Annotated in this window: 21 protein-coding genes, 1 riboswitch and 1 other annotated feature; of the genes, 17 read left to right on the top strand and 4 right to left on the bottom strand. The window is 30.7% G+C overall.

Annotated elements, in window-relative coordinates; translation table 11 throughout:
• Positions 1 to 100: 100 nt before the first annotated feature.
• Together BN350_RS03855 and BN350_RS03850 are read right to left on the bottom strand one after the other, a co-directional pair.
• Positions 101 to 1381 carry a glucose-6-phosphate isomerase gene (locus BN350_RS03855; protein ID WP_028042408.1) on the bottom strand — a complete coding sequence of 427 codons (1281 nt, stop codon included), beginning with the start codon at positions 1379 to 1381 and terminating at the stop codon, positions 101 to 103.
• Complete coding sequence (locus BN350_RS03850; RefSeq protein WP_028042407.1) at positions 1381 to 1755, bottom strand: CvfD/Ygs/GSP13 family RNA-binding post-transcriptional regulator; 375 nt, start codon at positions 1753 to 1755, stop codon at positions 1381 to 1383. Before BN350_RS03850 ends, BN350_RS03855 begins: the two co-directional genes overlap by 1 nt.
• A gap of 125 nt (positions 1756 to 1880) precedes the next feature.
• Between BN350_RS03850 and BN350_RS03845 the strand changes: the two genes are divergently transcribed.
• The 5 genes from BN350_RS03845 to hpf all read left to right on the top strand — a co-directional run bounded on the left by BN350_RS03845 (position 1881) and on the right by hpf (position 4740).
• Positions 1881 to 2105, top strand: coding sequence for a NifU family protein (locus BN350_RS03845; protein WP_081652835.1), 225 nt, complete (start codon positions 1881 to 1883; stop codon positions 2103 to 2105).
• A complete protein-coding gene (mscL, locus tag BN350_RS03840) occupies positions 2105 to 2536 on the top strand; it encodes a large-conductance mechanosensitive channel protein MscL (RefSeq protein ID WP_028042405.1) in 432 nt (143 codons plus the stop codon). The genes BN350_RS03845 and mscL overlap by 1 nt, the downstream gene beginning before the upstream one ends.
• Before the next feature lie 153 nt (positions 2537 to 2689).
• Positions 2690 to 2815 (top strand): hypothetical protein, encoded by a 126-nt coding sequence (locus BN350_RS20545; protein ID WP_147573519.1) that lies wholly within the window; start codon positions 2690 to 2692, stop codon positions 2813 to 2815.
• 7 nt (positions 2816 to 2822) lie between these two features.
• Positions 2823 to 2918: riboswitch (SAM riboswitch) on the top strand.
• A gap of 56 nt (positions 2919 to 2974) precedes the next feature.
• Positions 2975 to 4117, top strand: coding sequence for a methionine adenosyltransferase (metK, locus tag BN350_RS03830; RefSeq protein ID WP_028042404.1), 1143 nt, complete (start codon positions 2975 to 2977; stop codon positions 4115 to 4117).
• 92 nt (positions 4118 to 4209) lie between these two features.
• The gene (gene hpf, locus BN350_RS03825; RefSeq protein ID WP_028042403.1) at positions 4210 to 4740 is read left to right on the top strand and encodes a ribosome hibernation-promoting factor, HPF/YfiA family; all 531 of its coding nucleotides are present in this window, start codon (positions 4210 to 4212) and stop codon (positions 4738 to 4740) included.
• A gap of 24 nt (positions 4741 to 4764) precedes the next feature.
• Here the strand turns inward: hpf and mnmL are convergent, their stop codons facing one another.
• Positions 4765 to 5697: a tRNA modification radical SAM protein MnmL/YtqA gene (gene mnmL, locus BN350_RS03820; protein WP_028042402.1), complete on the bottom strand. Its 933-nt coding sequence runs from the start codon at positions 5695 to 5697 to the stop codon at positions 4765 to 4767.
• A 40-nt stretch (positions 5698 to 5737) separates the two neighbouring features.
• On the opposite strand from mnmL, the gene BN350_RS03815 reads away from it, so the two are divergent.
• The 3 genes from BN350_RS03815 (at position 5738) to leuS (ending at position 12093) form a co-directional block, all read left to right on the top strand.
• On the top strand, positions 5738 to 7519 hold the full coding sequence (locus tag BN350_RS03815; protein ID WP_028042401.1) for an ABC transporter ATP-binding protein/permease: 1782 nt from the start codon (positions 5738 to 5740) through the stop codon (positions 7517 to 7519).
• A 2-nt stretch (positions 7520 to 7521) separates the two neighbouring features.
• Positions 7522 to 9378, top strand: a complete 1857-nt coding sequence (locus tag BN350_RS03810; protein WP_028042400.1) for an ABC transporter ATP-binding protein/permease — start codon at positions 7522 to 7524, stop codon at positions 9376 to 9378.
• An 81-nt stretch (positions 9379 to 9459) separates the two neighbouring features.
• Positions 9460 to 9660, top strand: a binding site (T-box leader).
• A gap of 36 nt (positions 9661 to 9696) precedes the next feature.
• Positions 9697 to 12093: a leucine--tRNA ligase gene (gene leuS, locus BN350_RS03805; protein ID WP_028042399.1), complete on the top strand. Its 2397-nt coding sequence runs from the start codon at positions 9697 to 9699 to the stop codon at positions 12091 to 12093.
• A 240-nt stretch (positions 12094 to 12333) separates the two neighbouring features.
• On the opposite strand, the gene BN350_RS03800 is transcribed toward leuS, so the two are convergent.
• The gene (locus BN350_RS03800; protein ID WP_028042398.1) at positions 12334 to 12741 is read right to left on the bottom strand and encodes a MerR family transcriptional regulator; all 408 of its coding nucleotides are present in this window, start codon (positions 12739 to 12741) and stop codon (positions 12334 to 12336) included.
• A 103-nt stretch (positions 12742 to 12844) separates the two neighbouring features.
• Here BN350_RS03800 and BN350_RS03795 point away from each other — a divergent pair, with 103 nt between their 5' ends.
• From BN350_RS03795 to BN350_RS03755, 9 genes are all read left to right on the top strand, one after another.
• Positions 12845 to 13681, top strand: a complete 837-nt coding sequence (locus BN350_RS03795) for an aldo/keto reductase (RefSeq protein ID WP_028042397.1) — start codon at positions 12845 to 12847, stop codon at positions 13679 to 13681.
• 24 nt (positions 13682 to 13705) lie between these two features.
• The gene (locus BN350_RS19875) at positions 13706 to 13984 is read left to right on the top strand and encodes an aldo/keto reductase (protein WP_187117097.1); all 279 of its coding nucleotides are present in this window, start codon (positions 13706 to 13708) and stop codon (positions 13982 to 13984) included.
• Positions 13921 to 14850 carry an aldo/keto reductase gene (locus tag BN350_RS18445; RefSeq protein ID WP_049945500.1) on the top strand — a complete coding sequence of 310 codons (930 nt, stop codon included), beginning with the start codon at positions 13921 to 13923 and terminating at the stop codon, positions 14848 to 14850. The genes BN350_RS19875 and BN350_RS18445 overlap by 64 nt, the downstream gene beginning before the upstream one ends.
• Before the next feature lie 133 nt (positions 14851 to 14983).
• The gene (locus BN350_RS03785; protein WP_028042396.1) at positions 14984 to 15457 is read left to right on the top strand and encodes a cyclophilin-like fold protein; all 474 of its coding nucleotides are present in this window, start codon (positions 14984 to 14986) and stop codon (positions 15455 to 15457) included.
• A gap of 1 nt (position 15458) precedes the next feature.
• The gene (locus tag BN350_RS03780) at positions 15459 to 16001 is read left to right on the top strand and encodes a flavodoxin family protein (protein ID WP_028042395.1); all 543 of its coding nucleotides are present in this window, start codon (positions 15459 to 15461) and stop codon (positions 15999 to 16001) included.
• Positions 16002 to 16015: 14 nt separating this feature from the next.
• Entirely contained in the window at positions 16016 to 17182 is a 1167-nt protein-coding gene (locus tag BN350_RS03775) for an iron-containing alcohol dehydrogenase (RefSeq protein WP_028042394.1), read from the top strand.
• Positions 17183 to 17892: 710 nt separating this feature from the next.
• A complete protein-coding gene (locus BN350_RS03765) occupies positions 17893 to 18366 on the top strand; it encodes a hypothetical protein (protein WP_147573518.1) in 474 nt (157 codons plus the stop codon).
• Positions 18351 to 18689, top strand: a complete 339-nt coding sequence (locus BN350_RS03760) for an amidohydrolase family protein (protein WP_028042391.1) — start codon at positions 18351 to 18353, stop codon at positions 18687 to 18689. The genes BN350_RS03765 and BN350_RS03760 overlap by 16 nt, the downstream gene beginning before the upstream one ends.
• A gap of 110 nt (positions 18690 to 18799) precedes the next feature.
• Positions 18800 to 19417 carry a hypothetical protein gene (locus BN350_RS03755; RefSeq protein ID WP_028042390.1) on the top strand — a complete coding sequence of 206 codons (618 nt, stop codon included), beginning with the start codon at positions 18800 to 18802 and terminating at the stop codon, positions 19415 to 19417.
• The last annotated feature ends 130 nt before the right edge of the window (positions 19418 to 19547 follow it).

Raw genomic sequence — 19547 nt, 5'->3', positions numbered from 1 at the left:
TAATATGAAATAAAATACCTATATATAGGAAATATTTGGAATAACAAGACTGATTACAAAGAAAAAAGCATAATCTTTTTTTAGATTATGCCTTGGTATGTTATGCTCCAGGTTTCCCTAATAATTTAAACATGTTCTTTTTATAAACTTCAACACCAGGTTGATTAAATGGATTAACATCTAATAAATAGACTGACATAGCACATGCTTTTTCAAAGAAATAAACCATATATCCAAATGAATATGGTGTTAATTCATCAAGTGTAATTTGAATATTTGGTACACCACCAGTATTCACATGAGCATCGATTGTTCCTTCGCATGCTTTTTTATTAACATAGTCAACAGTTTTACCAGCTAAATAATTTAAATTATCTAAATTATCTTTATCAGTAGGAATTTCTAAATCAGAAATTGGTTTTTCAATTTTTAAAACCGTTTCATATAAGACTTTTGTACCTTCTTGAATAAATTGTCCAAGTGAATGTAAATCAGTTGAGAAAGTTGCACTTGTTGGTAAAATTCCTTTTCCTTCTTTACCTTCAGATTCACCAAATAATTGTTTCCACCATTCAGCAGTCATTGCTAATTGTAATTCATATGTGACAAACATTTCAGCAGGATAACCTTGTTTAGATAACATTTGTCTTGCTACACCATATTGATAAGCAGCGTTGTCATCTAAGTTAGGATTGTTGTAAGTTTCTCTTGCATCTGCAGCTCCTTTTAACATAGCTTCAATATCAATTCCAGCCATTGCAATTGGGAATAAACCAACAGCAGTTAAAACTGAATAACGTCCACCAACATCATCAGGCACAACAAATGTTGTATATCCTTCATTTGTTGCTAAAGTTTTTAATGCACCTTTTTCTTTATCAGTTGTTGCAACAATTCTTTTTCTTGCAACTTCTTTTCCTTTTGTTGCTTCAAGTAAATCTTTAAAGATTCTAAATGCAATAGAAGTTTCTGTTGTTGTTCCAGATTTAGAAATAACATTAATTGCAAATTCTTTATCTTTTACATATTCTTTAACTTGAGTTAAGTAATTAGAAGAGAATGTATTACCAACATAAATGATTTGAACATCATTAGCAGGGAACAAACCATTCAATGCTTCAATAGCTGCTCTCGCTCCTAAATAAGAACCACCAATACCACAAACTAATAAAACATCAATTTCATCTTTTAATTCTAAAACTTTTTCTTGAATTGCTTTGACTTCATCTTTATCATAAGCAACAGGTAAATCTACCCAACCTAAGAAATCATTTCCTTTTCCAGTTTTGTTATGAATCATATCATGAATAGATGTAACTTGTTCTTTGTATGAATCCATACTTTCTGTTAATTTTGCTTGAGATAAATCAACTTTAATCATTATTCTTCCTCCTTTATGATGCCTTGAGCTATCCACTCAGGCAATTTCTCTTTTAATGGATTAAATCCTAAAGGTGTTTCCTGTATCTTTTCCCTTTGATTTTTATAGGCTCTTTTATACTTTCTTTTTGCACTATGAACAGCTTTTAAAGAAAGTTTAGCTTGATGACTCTTTTCATCTATATCAATGACCTTCACTCGAATGATTTCACCAACATGAACAAAACTTTCAACATTTCTAACAAACTTATCAGAAATTTCAGAGATATGAATCAATCCAGAGGAATGATCAGGCAAAGATGCAAATGCACCATAAGGTTGAATTCCAGTAATGGTCACATCAATAATATCACCAGTTTTGACGCGATATTCCATTAACAGCCCTCCAATCAATGTGATTATATCACATTTCAAATTCACAATAAAGTGAAAAAAGGTTATGATACTTTTATATTTTAAAAATTATGGTATAATATGAAAAATACGAGGAGGAATGAATGATGAATGTAGAAGAAGAAATCAAAAAGGTTATTCATAAATTAAGACCATATCTTCAAAGAGATGGTGGAGATATTGAATTTATTAAATTTGAAGAAGGTATTGTGTATGTCCAAATGCACGGAGCATGTGCTGGTTGTACAATGCTTGATGCTACACTCAAAGATGGTGTTGAACAAATCCTCATTGAAGAAGTTCCTGGTGTTTTAGAGGTACAGGCAATCTAATGAAAAAGTTCATTACAGAATTTAAAGAATTTGCCATGCGAGGTAATGTTCTAGATATGGCAGTAGGAGTCATTATTGGTGGAGCATTTGGTAAAATTGTTTCATCATTAGTCAATGATATGATTATGCCTATTATTACCTTAATTACTGGTGCTGCTGACTTTTCAAAATTATCTTTGGTTTTAAAAGAACCTATTATGGAGAATGAGAAAGTTATCAGTGAAGGAATTTCTTTAATGTATGGAAGTTTTTTACAAAATGTTATTGATTTTTTGATTATTGCTTTGGTCATCTTTATGATGTTAAAGTTTGTTATGAAGTTATCGTCTTTACGTCAAAAACAAGAAGAGGAAATTGTGGAAGAAAAAGGTCCATCAACTGAGGAATTGTTAATTGAAATTAGAGATTTATTAAAAGAAAATAAAAATTGAGACAAATTTGAGAAAAATATCAAAAAATATGTGTTATAATCTTAATATGCGAAAATATCTCTTGATTTATAGATATCAGTAGCATATAATTGAGAAAGTCTTGATTTGTAGAATAATGTCATTTGATTGGGATAAACTAATAGTGGTGATACTATGAATACAAGAAAGCAAGAGCAGTTAAAAATCGCTGCGATTCTTTATGATTTAGGATTAGAAATGGAACTCATTGAAGCCATGACATCTCTAAGTCATGAAGAACTAACAAAATTATATCAATAATAGAAAGCTCTTATTAAGAACCACGAGATGAGGATCAATGAAGTGGTGGCAACCCTTTTTAAAGAAGGTGCCTTACCTAGCAAGTTTACTTGAACAATAAGAGGAAGCACAAAGCTTTCCTCTTGAAAGCTTTTTTTATTGAATTGGGAGGAAAGAAAAATGGAAAAGATTTTATTTACATCTGAATCTGTTTCAGAAGGACATCCAGACAAAGTCTGTGATCAAATTAGTGATGCAATTTTAGACGCATGTTTAGCACAGGATCCTTATTCAAGAGTTGCCTGTGAATGTTTTACAACAACAAATCTATTAGTTATTGGTGGAGAAATCACAACCAATGCGAAAGTTGATTATGAAAGTATTGCGAGAGGTGTTTTAAGAAAAATTGGGTATACAAGTGATGAACTAGGAATTGATGCTGATCATTGTCAGATTGAGGTTGTGATGGATACTCAATCAGTAGATATTGCTTTAGGAACAAATGTCGAAGTTGGTGGAGCTGGAGATCAGGGCATTATGTTTGGTTATGCTTGTAATGAAACAGAAGGCTATATGCCATTACCTGTTTCTATTGCTCATCATCTGGTGCGTTATGCAACTGAAAAAAGACATGCTGGTGAATTTAAATGGGCCCGTCCTGATATGAAATCACAGGTGACAATTGATTATTCAGATATGCAAAATCCACGTATTGATACAATCTTAATGTCAATTCAGCACGATGATGATTTTGATGAACGTTTATTTAAAGATTATATTCAAAATGTTATTATGAAAGATGTTGTGAAAAAATATGATATGAATACTGATTATAAAGTTTATATCAATCCAACAGGACGTTTTGTAATTGGTGGTCCACATGGTGATACAGGACTGACAGGACGTAAAATTATTGTTGATACATATGGTGGAACAGCTCGTCATGGTGGTGGTGCTTTTTCTGGTAAAGATCCATCAAAGGTTGATAGAAGTGCTGCCTATATGGCAAGATATATGGCTAAAAACATTGTGGCTGCTGGACTTTGTGATCGTATTGAAATTCAGTTGTCTTATGCTATTGGTGTGAAAGAGCCAACAAGCGTTTATATTGAAACATATGATACAGAAAAGATTTCCAAAGATACGATCTTACATGCTATTAAAACAGAGTTTCAATTAACACCTCAAGGTATTATTGATACACTACAATTATTAAGACCAATTTATTTAAATACAGCCGTTTATGGACACTTTGGTAGAGGTGATTTGAATTTACCATGGGAGAATTTAGATAAAACAGAAGATTTAAAAAAATATTTGTAAGCTCCTATGGGAGCTTTTTCACTTTTTTGTGTCTAAGGAGTGTAATTTATTTAAAATTATTGTATAATATAATTATCAAAGGAGGAATATTTATGAAAGTCATTATTAGAGGAAAAAATATTGAACTAACTGAAGGGATTGAAACAAAAGTCAATAAAAAGCTAAACATGTTAGATAAGTATTTTATCATGAGCGACAATGTTGAAGCAAAAGTTTTAATCAGAACTTATCCAGTTGGTCAAAAAATCGAAGTGACTATTCCAACAGAATATGTATTATTAAGAGCAGAAGTCATTGATGAAGATCTTTATAATGCAATTGATCTAGTCATTGACAAGTTAGAAGGGCAAATTAGAAAGTACAAAACGAGATTGAGTAGAAAATCTAAAGATAATAAACTCGCATTCAACGTATCTTCTATTGAACCATTAGAAAACGAAGAGGAAGATGTTATCGTTAAAACAAAGACAATTAGTCCAAAACCTATGGATATGGAAGAAGCTATTATGCAAATGGAATTAATTGGACATTCATTCTTTGTTTATAAGGATACTGAAACAAATCTTATCAGTGTTGTTTATAAGAGACATGATGGAGATTACGGTTTAATTGAAACAGAATAAAAAAGATCCGAAAGGATCTTTTTCTTATAAGAGACATCCTTGGTAGATGTCTTTTTCTTTCATCAGTTTATCAATATCATTTAAGATAGTTACTTTTTTAATGGACCATAAAGGTTCAACAAGATCGTGCAATGGAGCATCACCAGTTAACCGTTCAATGATAACATTGTCTGGAATATATGCTAACTGTTTGACAACCAATTGAATATATTCATCTCTAGAAAGTATAGGAAATGGCTCTTTTTGATAGATATGATGAAGAACCGTATTTTTTAACATAAAGAGATTATGAATTTTTAATCCCTGAATATCTAACTGACCAACAGTTTTGGCAGTTTCCATCATCATTTCATGTGTTTCATAAGGCAAACCATTAATAATATGGACACATACATCAATGTTTCTTTGTCTTAAACGTGATAAGCCATCTAGAAAGGTCTGATAATCATGCCCACGATTGATGAATTGAGCAGTTTGATCATGAATGGTTTGTAATCCTAATTCTATATATAAGTCACATTTTTGTGATAATTCATAAAGATAATCACAAATCTCTTCACTTAAACAATCGGGTCTTGTTGCAATCGCAATACCCACAACATCTGGATAGTGAATAAAAGGTTCAAATGTTTGTTTTAATCGTTCAACAGAACCATAAGTGTTTGTATTGGCCTGAAAATACGCAATAAACTGACAATCAGGCCACTTTTGACGCATGATGGAAGAAACATCAGCAAATTGTTTTTGCAAAGAATCATAAACATTTCCTGCAAAATCTCCAGATCCTTTATCGGAACAGAATATACATCCACCAAAACCACTGGTACCATCTCGATTAGGACAGGTAAATCCTGCATTTAAAGAAACTTTTGCGATTTTTTTCTGATATTTATTTTTTAAAAAGTAATTATAAGTATGATAACGCTTGTTATCGAATGTATAAGGAAATTGATTCATTTTAATCACCATGTGTGATTATAACATAAAGGAGGAGACAATGTTAGAGTTAAAACATATTTCAAAAAAATTTCAAGATCGTATCATTCTTGATGATATATCTATCGTTTTTCCTGATACAGGAATGATTGGTATACAGGGAGAAAGTGGGTGTGGAAAAAGTACGCTGCTTTATGTCATTGGAATGCTGGATAAAGACTATCAGGGAGATATTTTTTATAATGGAGAAATCATCGTAGATAGACCAGCTTTTATACGTCAGAATATCTCTTATATGATGCAGAGCAAAGATATGATTTCAGCTTTGACATTAAAGGAAAACATTATATTGCCCTGTCAGGTCAGTCATGTATTTTATGATATGAATCAATTAAAGAAAATAACGTCTCAATTAGAAATAGATTCACTGTTATCAAGATATCCAACTCAATTATCAGGTGGTCAATTAAAAAGAGCCTCTATAGCAAAAGCTCTATTAAAACAATCATCTATAATTCTAGCTGATGAACCAACTGGAGCTCTTCATTCTTCACAGGCACATGTTGTAATGGAGCAACTTCAAAAACTATCACAAAATTCATTAGTTATTGTCGTTTCACACGACTTAGATTTACTCAATCAGTATTGTGAACATGTTTTAACATTGCAAAATGGACAATTAAAAGGACGGATGAAAAAGAAAAAATCACTTCCTATTCATCATCAAAAATACCATCATTCCTCATTAATCCATTATCCAATCAAACAATTACTACATCAAAGAAACAAACTCGTGTTTCTTTTTTTGTTTCAGTGGATTGTGATTGTCTCTTTCTTTTGCATTGTCACAGCTATGAATGGCGTTTTTGAGGCTATTGAAGAAAGTGAATGGCAATCCGTGCATGCCAATACGATGACAATTGAAAAAAGAGATGGAACAGCCTTTCAAGAATTTATAAACAATACTTTCATTCACTATGTCCAATATGCATCCTATTTAGAACAATTATCACTTACAAATGATTCACAATCGTTATCATGCATGGTTCATTATTTACCCCAGCAAACCAATCATATCCCTTTACAGCAGGGAAGATTACCACAATCAGCCTATGAGATTCTAGTTTCACATTCCTTGTATCAATCCATTAAATCCAAAGAAATAATTCAGTTTACCTATCAGCAGCAAGTCTTTGATATGAAAATTGTGGGTGTCATTGCAGATAGTTTTTTTGATAGTGAAGATATTTATTGTTTCTCTTCTTTTGGAGAATCATTACAAAACTTTACTAACAGTCATGTTTTAGAAATTGAAGCCAAAACAAAGAAAGCAAGAGAATTATATGAACAGTTATCTAAAGAATACAATGTTTATAGTGATGTGATTGAAAGGGTAGAGAATTATCAGTCTATTCTGACTTTAGCAAGATTCATTGCATATATTTTTATAGGAGTGAGTTTTGTGATTTCTTTACTTTTGATTGCAATTGTTGAATCAATTATTTATTTAGAGCGAAAACATGATGTTGCTTACTTACTGTCACTTGGGATGAGTAAAAAAAGATTATTCTTTTTATCATTTATGGAAGCTTTATTTATGGGAATGATGATGGGATTAGGGGGATGTTTATTATCAATGCTTGTTTATTTTTATGTCAATGATGTTTATCGGATTGCTCAGCATATTCATATACGGTTGGTTTTAAAGAAAATCATTGTGACACCATTTGATTTATATATTTTTCTGATTATTGTTTATATGTTCATGACAATGATAGGAAGTCTTGTTCCAATGAAAAGGATGATGAAAACAGATATGATTGATGTTTTAAGGGAGGAATAGTTATGTTGAAATTATCACATATATCCAAGCGTTATCAATATCAGAAGGTGCTGGATGATATATGTTTAGAAATGCCTGATTGTGGAATGATGGGAATTGTTGGAGCATCTGGTTGTGGGAAGAGTACATTATTACATATTATTGGTGGTATAGATCGTGATTTTCAAGGTAATATTATCTTTAATGGAAAATATGTCAAACGTCATTTATCAAACTATCGCAGAAAACATGTGAGTTTTATATTTCAGAATTTTCACTTAATTCAATGGTTGACTGTTCATCAGAATATACGTTTATCACACTATTTTCAAAAACTTTCAAATACCGAAATACGTCTTAATATTGAAGAATTCAAGGAACTGAATATGCCTTCTCTTTCACATGGACAAAGACAAAGAATTGCTTATTTGAGATCTCAATATCAGCAAGCTGATATTTTATTATGTGATGAACCAACAGGTTCATTAGATTCGGAACATGCTGTTGAGGTTATGAAACTGCTTAAAGAAGAATCACAATATCGTCTTGTGATTTTAGTATCACATAATCATGAGTTAGTACAACAATATTGTGATGAAATCTATACAATAACAGACGGACAAATAACAGGACATCAAATTATACATGAATGCCAAAAAATAGAAAAAATATCAAAGAAACCCTATCATCTTCCATTTTCTAAACTTTCTCTTTCCTTTATGTCATTGTTGTCACATAAATCACGTTCTCTACAACTCATCTTTGGTTTAACTCTATCCTTTTTATGTATTGTTTTAACACTGACAATGAGTCAAGGATTGGAAAAACAAATTCAAGATTATATTTACTCACTTGTTCCTGCTTCAAGTATCAGTTTCCAAAATCAATCGAAGCAATCTATTTCACAACAAACTTATAATCAACTGAAAACCTATGAATCCATTTCAAGGGTTCAGCTTTTTTTAGATGATTATGAGAATCTCGGTATCAGTTTTCACTTAGAACGTTATCAAGAATCACAAGTTCTATTTATTGGGGATGATGCTTCACCATATCTGAATATGCAATTAAAATATGGAAACTATCCTGAGGATGATCAAGATATTCTTTTATCATTATCAACTGCTAAACATTTGTGGCAGAAGGAAGATCTCTCGTCATTAATTGGACAAACAGTTTATTCATGGTATCAGCACGATAATCAAGTCAAGCCAGTAACTTTAAAAATTGTTGGAATTACTGATCAATCAACAACTCTGGATACCCTTTATCAAAAAGAAAATGCTTATATCCATTTATTAAAGGATATCTATCAATATGATGAAAACCAAGTTAAAAAGACTTTAGGTTTAGTTTATATTCAACCAGAATATCAAAGAAGTGATATCATTGCACAATTAAAAAAAGATTTACCTGAATATAAATTTATAGAAGTAGGAGCCTCAACTTCAAAGAATGTTACAGATACAATGAAACAAGTGAGAATTGTTTTGATTGTTTTTTCCATACTTGCAATTCTTTCGTCGTTGTTTTTAATAGGAGAAGTCATGTTTTTGAACGTTGTTCAAAAGAAAAAAGATTTAGCGATTATGAAATGTTTTGGAGCGAATTCTTTTGATTTATTGAGAATTGTTTTGTATGAATCATTAGAAATTATTTTATTTTCACAACTGATGTGTACACTTTTATATTGGCAAATAATTCATCTTGTGAATCAGTTTGTACAGGAACTGTTATTGAATGATACATTTTCTTTTGCGTTTAATTATCAGATCTTACTGATTGTTTATGGTCTTTCTTATGGTCTGGTTTTTATAAGTCAGTTACCACCACTCTTTTATGTATTGAAGATGAATACTGTTATGCATTTAAAGGAATAAAAGAATTTCTATCCATTTTCATCACATAATTCAAAAGAAATCGGTTGAAATTCAAAAAACATATGATATAATGATGTGTATGTAAAATCAATGAAGAGGAATAGTAGTTGTTAGGAATCTTGTAGAGAACTTGTGGGTGGTGAAAACAAGTAGAGGATGCAATGAACTCGCCTTGGAGATGTCAAAATGAAATGAGTAGTTTTGATCGTATCACTGCGTTAAGGTGTTGAGGGCATGTAAATACATGAACTAAGGTGGTAACGCGATAAAGTCGTCCTTAGATGGACGACTTTTTATATTTTAAAGGAGGAAATGAGTATGCCGTTTGATCACAAACAAATTGAAAAGAAGTGGCAAAAGTATTGGGATGAAAATAAGGTTTTCTATACAGATGTATGGGATTTTTCAAAACCAAAATATTATGCTTTGGATATGTTTCCATATCCATCAGGACAAGGATTACATGTTGGACATCCAGAGGGATATACAGCCACTGATATTATGTCAAGAATGAAAAGAATGCAAGGATATAATGTATTGCATCCTATGGGATTTGATGCTTTTGGTTTACCGGCTGAACAATATGCAATCAAAACAGGAAATCATCCTGAAGGATTCACTTTAGAAAATATTGCAACATTTACAAAGCAATTAAAGATGTTAGGATTCTCATTTGATTGGGATAAATGTATTTCTACATGTGATCCAGATTATTATAAATGGACACAATGGATTTTCAAACAATTATATCAAGATGGGTTGGCTAAAAATGTAGATATTCCAGTTAACTGGTGTGAAGAGTTGGGAACTGTTCTAGCTAATGATGAAATCATTGATGGGAAGAGTGAACGTGGTGGATTCCCAGTTGTTAGAAAGAATATGAAACAATGGGTAATTGATATTCCTGCCTATGCTGAAAAACTATTAGCGGGATTAGAAGAAATTGACTGGCCTGAATCTACAAAAGAAATTCAAAGAAACTGGATTGGTAAATCTATTGGTGCACATGTTGACTTTAAAGTATCAGGACATGATGATAAGTTTACAGTCTTTACAACACGCTGTGATACTTTATTTGGAGCAACTTATTGTGTTTTGGCACCAGAACATGAATTGGTTGCTAAAATCACAACTGATTCACAAAAAGAAGCGGTTGAAGGCTATGTACAAGCTTGTGCAACAAAGTCAGAATTAGAACGTACAGAGTTAAATAAAGAGAAGACAGGGGTATTTACAGGAGCATATGCGATTAATCCTGTCAATCAAAAAGAAATTCCTATTTGGATTTCTGATTATGTTTTAGCAGGGTATGGAACTGGAGCAATTATGGCAGTGCCTGCACATGATGATAGAGATTATGAATTTGCAAAGAAATTTGGTATTGATATTATTCCTGTTTTGGAAGGTGGAGATGTTTCTAAGGAAGCATGGACTCAAGATGGATTACATATCAATTCTGATTTTTTAGATGGTATGAATAAAGAAGATGCCATTGCAGCTATGACAAAATGGTTAGAAGACCATCATTGTGGTCAACAAAAAGTTAATTATCGTTTGAGAGAATGGATCTTTGCTCGTCAAAGATACTGGGGTGAACCAATTCCTGTAATTAATTTTGATGATGGAACATCTGTTGCCTTATCAGATGATCAATTACCATTGATTTTACCACCATTAGAAGATTATTCACCATCTAAAACAGGAGCTTCACCATTAGATAAAGCCACTGACTGGGTAAATGTAGAAGTTGATGGAAAACACGGAAAACGTGAAACAAGTACAATGCCAGGAAGTGCAGGTAGCAGTTGGTATTATATGCGTTATATTGATCCACATAATGATAAAGAAATCGCTGATAGAAAGTTATTAGATCACTGGTTACCAGTTGATTTGTATGTTGGTGGACCAGAACATGCTGTTGGACATTTATTATATTCACGTATGTGGAATCGTTATTTATATGATAAAGGATTTGTATCACATCCAGAACCATTCCAAAAGTTATACCATCAGGGTATGATTTTAGGTGGTAATGGAGAAAAAATGAGTAAATCAAAAGGAAATGTTATTAATCCTGATGATATTATTGAAGCTTATGGTGCAGATACATTACGTGTTTATGAAATGTTTATGGGACCATTAGAAGCAAGTAAACCATGGAGTGAAAGTGGTGTAGATGGAGCAAGAAAATGGCTGGATCGTGTTTATCGTTTAATCATTGAATCAGATAAATTGACTGATGAAAATGATCATTCATTAGATTATATTTATCATGCTACTGTGAAAAAAGTGACTGCTGATTATGAAACATTAGGATTTAATACTGCTATTTCACAAATGATGATTTTTGTAAATGAAGCTTATAAAGCCAAAACATTATATCGTCCATATGCTGAAAACTTAGTCAAGATGTTAAGCTGTATTGCTCCACATATTTGTGAAGAAATGTGGACTTTGTTAGAGCATGAGGGAACAATTGCTTATGAAGCATGGCCAATATATAATGAAAAAATGTTAGAACAGACAACAGTAGAAATGGCTGTTCAAGTGAATGGAAAACTTCGTGCTAAAATTACCGTTGCTAAGGATGAAGATGACGAAGTTGTGAAAACTGAAGCATTGTCACAAGATAATGTGAAGACGCATACTGATGGTAAAAATATCGTCAAAGTGATTGTGGTTAAGAATAAGATTGTCAATGTGGTTATAAGATAAATAAAATAGGATGTCAAAAAATATTGGCATCTTTTTCTACGTTTTTATGTATTTAAAAGTTGATAGCAATTTATAGTAGCCAAATAAATTAAAGAAAAAAATTATATTGATGCTATAAGGAATAAGGGATACTTACATGCATTAGCATGTGGAATTTCTTTTTATAAGAAACAGTGTTATGTAGTGAAAATTATTAATGAAAAGTAGAAAAAGGCCAGAAGTAAGATAAACTTCTGGTCTTTAGTCATTGTATTTCTTTTGAGAAGGATTCTTATCGTCGGGAATAAGATGTTCAAGAATCATTTTTTCTCTTAGGACTTTATCTTCTAAATATTTGACTCTTTGTTGTGCTTGATTAAGTTCTTGTTTACTTTTTTCAAGTTGTTTGGTTAAAATAGTCAATCTTTGCAAAATAGCTTCATCACCATCTTGCTGACATAAATATTGAAATTCACGAATATCATCAATAGACATGCCGAGACCTCTTAAATATTTTACGCCATGTAACCAATCAAGTGTTTCATCATTAAATATTCTTCTATTATTTTTATCTCTTTGGACATGTGGGACAATATTTTGATCAGTATAATAACGCAAAGTATGTTCGCTCATATCAAGTAAAAGACAGACTTCTTTTAAAGTATACATAATATTTTTCTCCTTTTTCAAAAAAAGTTCTTGACCTCAAGTAACTCGAGGATATTACAATACAATTGTAACAAAGATAATATATTGTGTAAAGGAGAGAAATATGGAATATATCAAATTAAATAATGGCATTATTATACCTCAAATAGGATTTGGAGTCTGTGGATTTACAGATTTAAAAGCGTGTGAAGATATTGTCTTAAAGGCAGTCGAATCTGGTTATCGTTTGTTTGATACAGCAGCTATTTATGGAAATGAAGAAGCTATTGGAAATGCAATTTTAAAAAGCGGAATACCAAGAAATGAATTTTTTATAACTTCTAAGTTATGGGTAACTGATAATAGTTATGAAAAAGCAAAGAAAGGTTTTGATGAATCATTAGAAAAATTACAGTTAGACTATATTGATTTGTATTTGATTCATCGTCCTCTGGGTGATTATTATGGCGCATGGAAAGCTTTAACAGAATTATATAAAGAGGGAAAAATCAAAGCAATTGGTGTTTCCAATTTCTTTGATGATCGTTTATATGATTTAATTTATAACACAGAAGTCAAACCTGCAGTAAATCAAATTCAGTGTCATCCTTTTATGCAGCGGGAAGATGAAAGAAAATTATATCAGGAATGGGATGTTCAATTGCAGGCATGGTCACCTTTTGCATCAGGGATGAATCACTTGTTTGATAATGAGTTATTAAAAGAACTTAGTTATCAATATCGAAAAAGTGTTGGACAAATTATATTGAGATGGCATATTCAAAGAGGAATTGTCGTTATCCCTCAATCTCATGATGATAAAAGAATGAAAGAAAATATAAATATTTTTGATTTTACTTTAAGTGATGAGGATATGAATAGAATAGCAGCTCTTGATGTCAAAAAAGTAGAAGATACATCGTATCGTTTAGAGAGTCTTAAAAGAGTTTATAAAATATAAATGAAAAAGAAAGAAGGGTATAAAATGAGTTTAGGAAAATTAGGTTTTGGATTGATGAGATTACCTTTGATAAGTGATAATCCAACAGATATAGATCAACAACAATTGAATCAGATGGTTGATTTATTTATTGAATCAGGATTCACTTATTTTGATACATCATATGTTTATCATGATGGTACATCAGAGAATGCAATAAAAAAGCATTGGTTGATAGATATCAAAGAGATCAGTATGTTTTGGCATCAAAGTTTCCCACATTCAATCTTCCTTCTGAGGACCAAGTTGAATCAATCTTTTTAGAACAATTAGATAAGTGTGGAGTTGAATATTTTGATTACTATTTATTACATAATTTAAATCGTATTTTATATGAAATAGAAGTTGAAAAGAATCATTTATTTGATTATATGAAAAAATGGAAAACAGAGGGAAAAATTAAACATATAGGTTTTTCTTATCATGATGATGCAACGCATTTAGATCAAATATTAACTGAGCATCCAGAAGTAGAAGTTGTACAAATAGTGATGAATTATTATGATGATAATGAATCTATGATTCAAGGAAAAGCATGCTATGATGTGATTAGAAAACATGGGTGTCAAGTCATCATTATGGAACCAGTCAAAGGTGGTGCATTAGTGAATATTCCTCAGACGGCAATTGAAAAGATGCAGGCACTTTATCCTCATGCGAGTACAGCAAGTTATGCAATACGTTATTGTGCAAGTTATGATGGTGTTGTAGCGGTTCTTTCAGGTATGTCAAATATGGAACAAATGCAAGATAATATATCATATATGCTTGATTTTCAATCTCTTACAAAAGAAGAATATGATATTTTAGCCTATACAAAGCAGGAAATCATCAAAACCTGGAAATATCAATGTGATGACTGGTCTGTATTGGATGATAATGATTATCATGTTCCTTTATCAGCAATTATGAGGTCATATAACAGTTTGTTGATTCAACCCATTCCAACATTTGGGGCTGAATTGAATTATTATAAAACATTTAGATCAGGCTATGATAGAGCTTTTGAAAAGGCAGATTACTCATGGTTAAATTCAAAAATCAACAATGCTTTTGATGTCAATACGGCCTTGCAAGAAGCTATCAATTTTTTAACTGAAAATAGTTTTCAGGGATATATTGAAGATTAATAGAATAGCAGAGTACATTCGATGTATTCTGTTTTTTTATCTATACGTTTTAGGTATGACAAGATATTGAATATAGGTATTTGATATTTGTAAGAAATAGAAATAAAATAGAATTAATAAAGAAGGTGAGTAAGTGAAAAGAATAGGAATATTTATCTTTATAATTTATTTGCTTGGTTTGTATAGTTGTCAAAGCCAAAAAGATGATTATCAAAAACAAACAAATATTCAAATGAAAATTCAGGAGGAAAAATCAATGAAAATAAAAGTCAGCAATCAAATGTCTGAAATCATCTATTTATTAAAAGACAACACAGCATCACAAACACTCTATCAGCAATTGCCATTAGATATCACAGTCGAGAATTATGGTAATAATGAAAAAATATTCTATCCACTGAAACCTCTTGATACAACAGATACACCATTATTGCAAGAAGGTGGAAAGGGAACACTGGCTTATTTTGCTTTATGGGATGATGTGGTGATGTATTATGGAGAAAGTCATGCTTATAGTGAGTTATACATATTAGGAGAAGCCATTGAAGGAAGTGATTATATTCAAGAATTGAGTGGACAATTACACATTGAAAGAGTAGGTGAGTAGAATGAGAAATATTTTAGTCATTGTTGGTAGTGGAAATCGTCATGGGAATACAAATCAATTATCAGATTATTTTATAAAAGGAGCTAGTGAAGCAGGACATCATGTCATGAAAATTAATCTCAATTATGTTATACAAGGATGTAAGGGCTGCAAGGCTTGTCAAAAGAATAATCATCATTGTGTTATTCAAGATCAAATGCAAGATATTTATCCTTTATTTGAAAAGGCTGATACAGTTGTCATGGCTTCGCCACTTTATTTTTGGAGTCTTTCAGCAAGATTAAAATCATTTATTGATCGTCTTTATGCGATATCCACAAATGATGAATATCCATATAAAGAAACCATTTTATTAATGACTGCTGGCAGTCAAGAATTTTATGCTTTTGAACAGTCTGTTTCATTTTATCGCTTCTTTACAGAGGCACTTGGCTGGAAAGATTTAGGAATGGTTTTAGCAGGTGGATGTGAAGAAAGTGACGAGTCAAAGTCTGTTATAAAAGATTTTATGAACCAGGCTTATGAGTTAGGAAAAAAATTATAAAAGGAGAGAAGTATATGTTAGGAAATTTTAGTTATTGTAATCCAACAAAATTATATTTTGGAGAAGATTCATTAGAATATTTAAGAGATGAGTTAAAGAATTATGGTGAAAGAATTTTACTTGTTTATGGTGGTGGATCTATTAAGAAAAATGGAATTTATGATGATGTTATGAAGATTTTAAATGAATCACATAAAACAGTTTATGAGTTATCAGGAGTTATGCCTAATCCAACTGTTGAAAAATTATATGAAGGTGTTTCTATAGCTAGAGAGCATCAAGTCGATTTGATTTTAGCAGTGGGTGGTGGGTCTGTTTGTGATTATGCAAAAGCAGTGTCTGTATCAGCATATTGTAATGAGGACCCATGGGATAAGTATTACTTAAAAATGGAAGATGTTGATAATGAAATCATTCCAGTAGGTTGTGTTTTAACAATGGTTGGTACTGGTTCAGAGATGAATGGTGGAGCAGTGATTACCAATCATGAAACAAAATTAAAGATTGGACATGTTTTTGGTGAAAATGTTTTTCCAAAATTCTCAATCTTAAATCCAGTTTATACTTATACATTACCAACTTATCAAATGGTCGCTGGTTTTTATGATATTATGTCTCATATTTTAGAACAATATTTTTCCGGAAGTGATGATAATACTTCTGATTATATAATGGAAGGATTATTAAAATCATTGATTCATAGTTCTCAAATAGCTGTCAAAAATCCTCAAGATTATGAGGCAAGAAGTAATATTATGTGGACTGCAACTTGGGCATTAAATACCTTAGTCGCAAAAGGAAAGACAACAGATTGGATGGTTCATATGATTGGACAAGCAGTCGGTGCTTATACAGATGCTACTCATGGCATGACATTATCAGCTGTATCAATGGCATATTACCGTTATATTATGCCTTATGCTTTAGATAAGTTTAAACGTTTTGCATTAAATGTTTGGAATGTATCTCCAGAAGGTAAAAGTGATGAAACAATCGCATTAGAAGGATTAAAGGCAATGGAAGATTATATGAATCATTTGGGATTAGTTATGAATATTCATGACTTAGGTGTGACTGATGAAATGATTGAAGGCATTGCTGATGCAACATTTTCAATGAATGGTGGTTATAAAGAACTATCTCATGATGAGATTGTTGGTATTTTAAAAGCAAGTATGTAAAAAATCCCAGTGAAGAGATTTTTATTTTATAACTTTTCTAGTATATGAAATAGTAAATAGTGATAAAACAATAGTTCCTAAGATTTCTTCAGCAATGATACTAATTGGAACAAAGTTTTGTATACTATATATAAATGCGTTTATAAATCGATTATGTTCTGGCAAAATCACAACATTGATATTAAGATAAACGTATATATATGCAGATAACAGAATAAGTATAATAACATTGAGTAAAAATTTAAAAGGCTTTGTTGCATAGGAACTACAAAAAGTTTCTAAAATAATTTTTTCTTCTAAATAGGAAATAGAAGCAAATATGATATATATAATAATTAAAATATACTCTTTCATATATTTTATATGGTTCATATCTTTTTTGCTATTAGAAAGTTGAAAAATAAGAATTGAATTATTTGTTATTTTACTTCTATTTTTTATATTTTCTTGCTAGTAAATAATATTCATCATTCAATCGGCTATTTCCTCGTGAATCTTCATTCGCTTGTAATACAGTAAATTGCATTGCCTTTTCTTCATTGGATGTATTACATAAAGATATTGGAAGTTTTATGTTTGTTTAATAATATTCAAGATGATTGTTATTATTTTGAGTATAAGGATCAAAATATATTTTTTTCTCAATGGCATCAACTTAACAAATTCTTAAATTGATGCTATTGGGACATGCTACAGCATTAGGAATTAAAGTGGAAGATTATTATAAAAAGAAAGATCGATTAATTATGACAAAACAGGATTTTATAGATAATATTGCTTGGTTATTTGGGGAAGCGACAGAACTAAATATTGATTTATCAGAATATCCTTGTTTTGGTGAACTTAAAACAGAGTTTTATAAGATATTGGATCAGATGTATATAGATGGTGATTATACAATAGATGAATATTATGATGCATGGAAATTACGAGGAGATAATCCTGAACTATATAGAGTAGATGGTATAATGAATAATCAAATAAAATATAGAAAAATTGATTACTATGCAATTAATAAATATGTCGATGAAAAATATAGAACAGATAAAAATCAAAGGTTATATTATTTATATCATTACGATTCGAATGTAAGAACAGTCGGAAAAGAAACATATGACTTCAAAATTGTTTTTGATTACATTAGATTGGTTAGTGTGATACAAAAAGGATGCAATTTCAAATAGCTCATTTAGGAATCTATATTGAATGCAACCCAACTTCAAACCTTCTCATTTCTAAATTGTGTTGTTACGAAAAGCATCCAATTATTAAGTTTTATAATAGTGAGTTATGCCAGGGTCAAGATAAAGAATGCGCACAAATTAATGTTTCTATCAATACAGATGATCAAGGAGTTTTTGATACATCATTAGAAAATGAGTATGCATTGATGGCATATGCACTTGAAAATGCAAGATTAAAAAATGATTTTCTATATTCATCAAGTGATGTATATAAATGGATTGATGCAGTTAGAAAAATGGGGTTACAGCAAAGATTCAAATAATTGTTAAAAATATGTGATATTTTTAAGGTTATTATGTAAAATTATCTAAAAGTTTTGTCATGACTTAAATGATTTCATAATTTATGCTAAAATACTAGCGGTGATTAACAGTGAAAGAAAAAACTATAGAAATAAACTTGAAAAGAAAAAAATTACAAGATCTATTAATAAAAGTTAAGAATAAAAGTCAAACTTTTTCAATAGTTAGATATTATGATGGTTATATGAGTTTAGATGAATATACACATATGCAACAACAATTCATGGATAAAATTGTATATGAACATGAACAACATATCTTAGATTATCAAGAAAATAGAAATGGCTATCGTGATGAATTAAATACCCTCTTCCATTTTGATAACGAAAAAGAAGCAATGGATTATTTTGATGAACTCTTTAATCAGAAACTAGAAGTTTATGATGAATATCAGTATTGTGAGTTTGAAAATCAACAACCAGAAGTCTTGGATATTCCACTAGATTCATTACTCAAAAAAGAATATACTAGAATTACTCCAGTCACAATAGGACCAGTCTATGAAATGTTTACATTTTCTATGAATGTTTTTGATGAAGTTATGATTCATATGAAAAAACTATTCTCAACATATAAAATCTTTGGTGGTGAGTTTGAAGATTTGTGTTGTTATGATGTGGAAGGAAACGTTATATTTAAAATATGCAGTCATGAAGGTTATGCAGTTATTGATGAAGATATTGAATAAGAACTCTTAATTGAGTTCTTTTTTTGATTGTTCTTAATAAAAATGGATTTGATTCCATTTTATGGTTGAAATTTCTTATAAAACACTGAATTAATAGTGATAATAGGCTATAAAATTCAAATTAATTATT

The organism is Candidatus Stoquefichus massiliensis AP9 (assembly GCF_000455285.1).
Classification (GTDB): domain Bacteria; phylum Bacillota_I; class Bacilli_A; order Erysipelotrichales; family Coprobacillaceae; genus Stoquefichus; species Stoquefichus massiliensis.
Note: the sequence above shows the minus strand (reverse complement) of the source record. Positions and strands in the feature narration are given on the sequence as shown.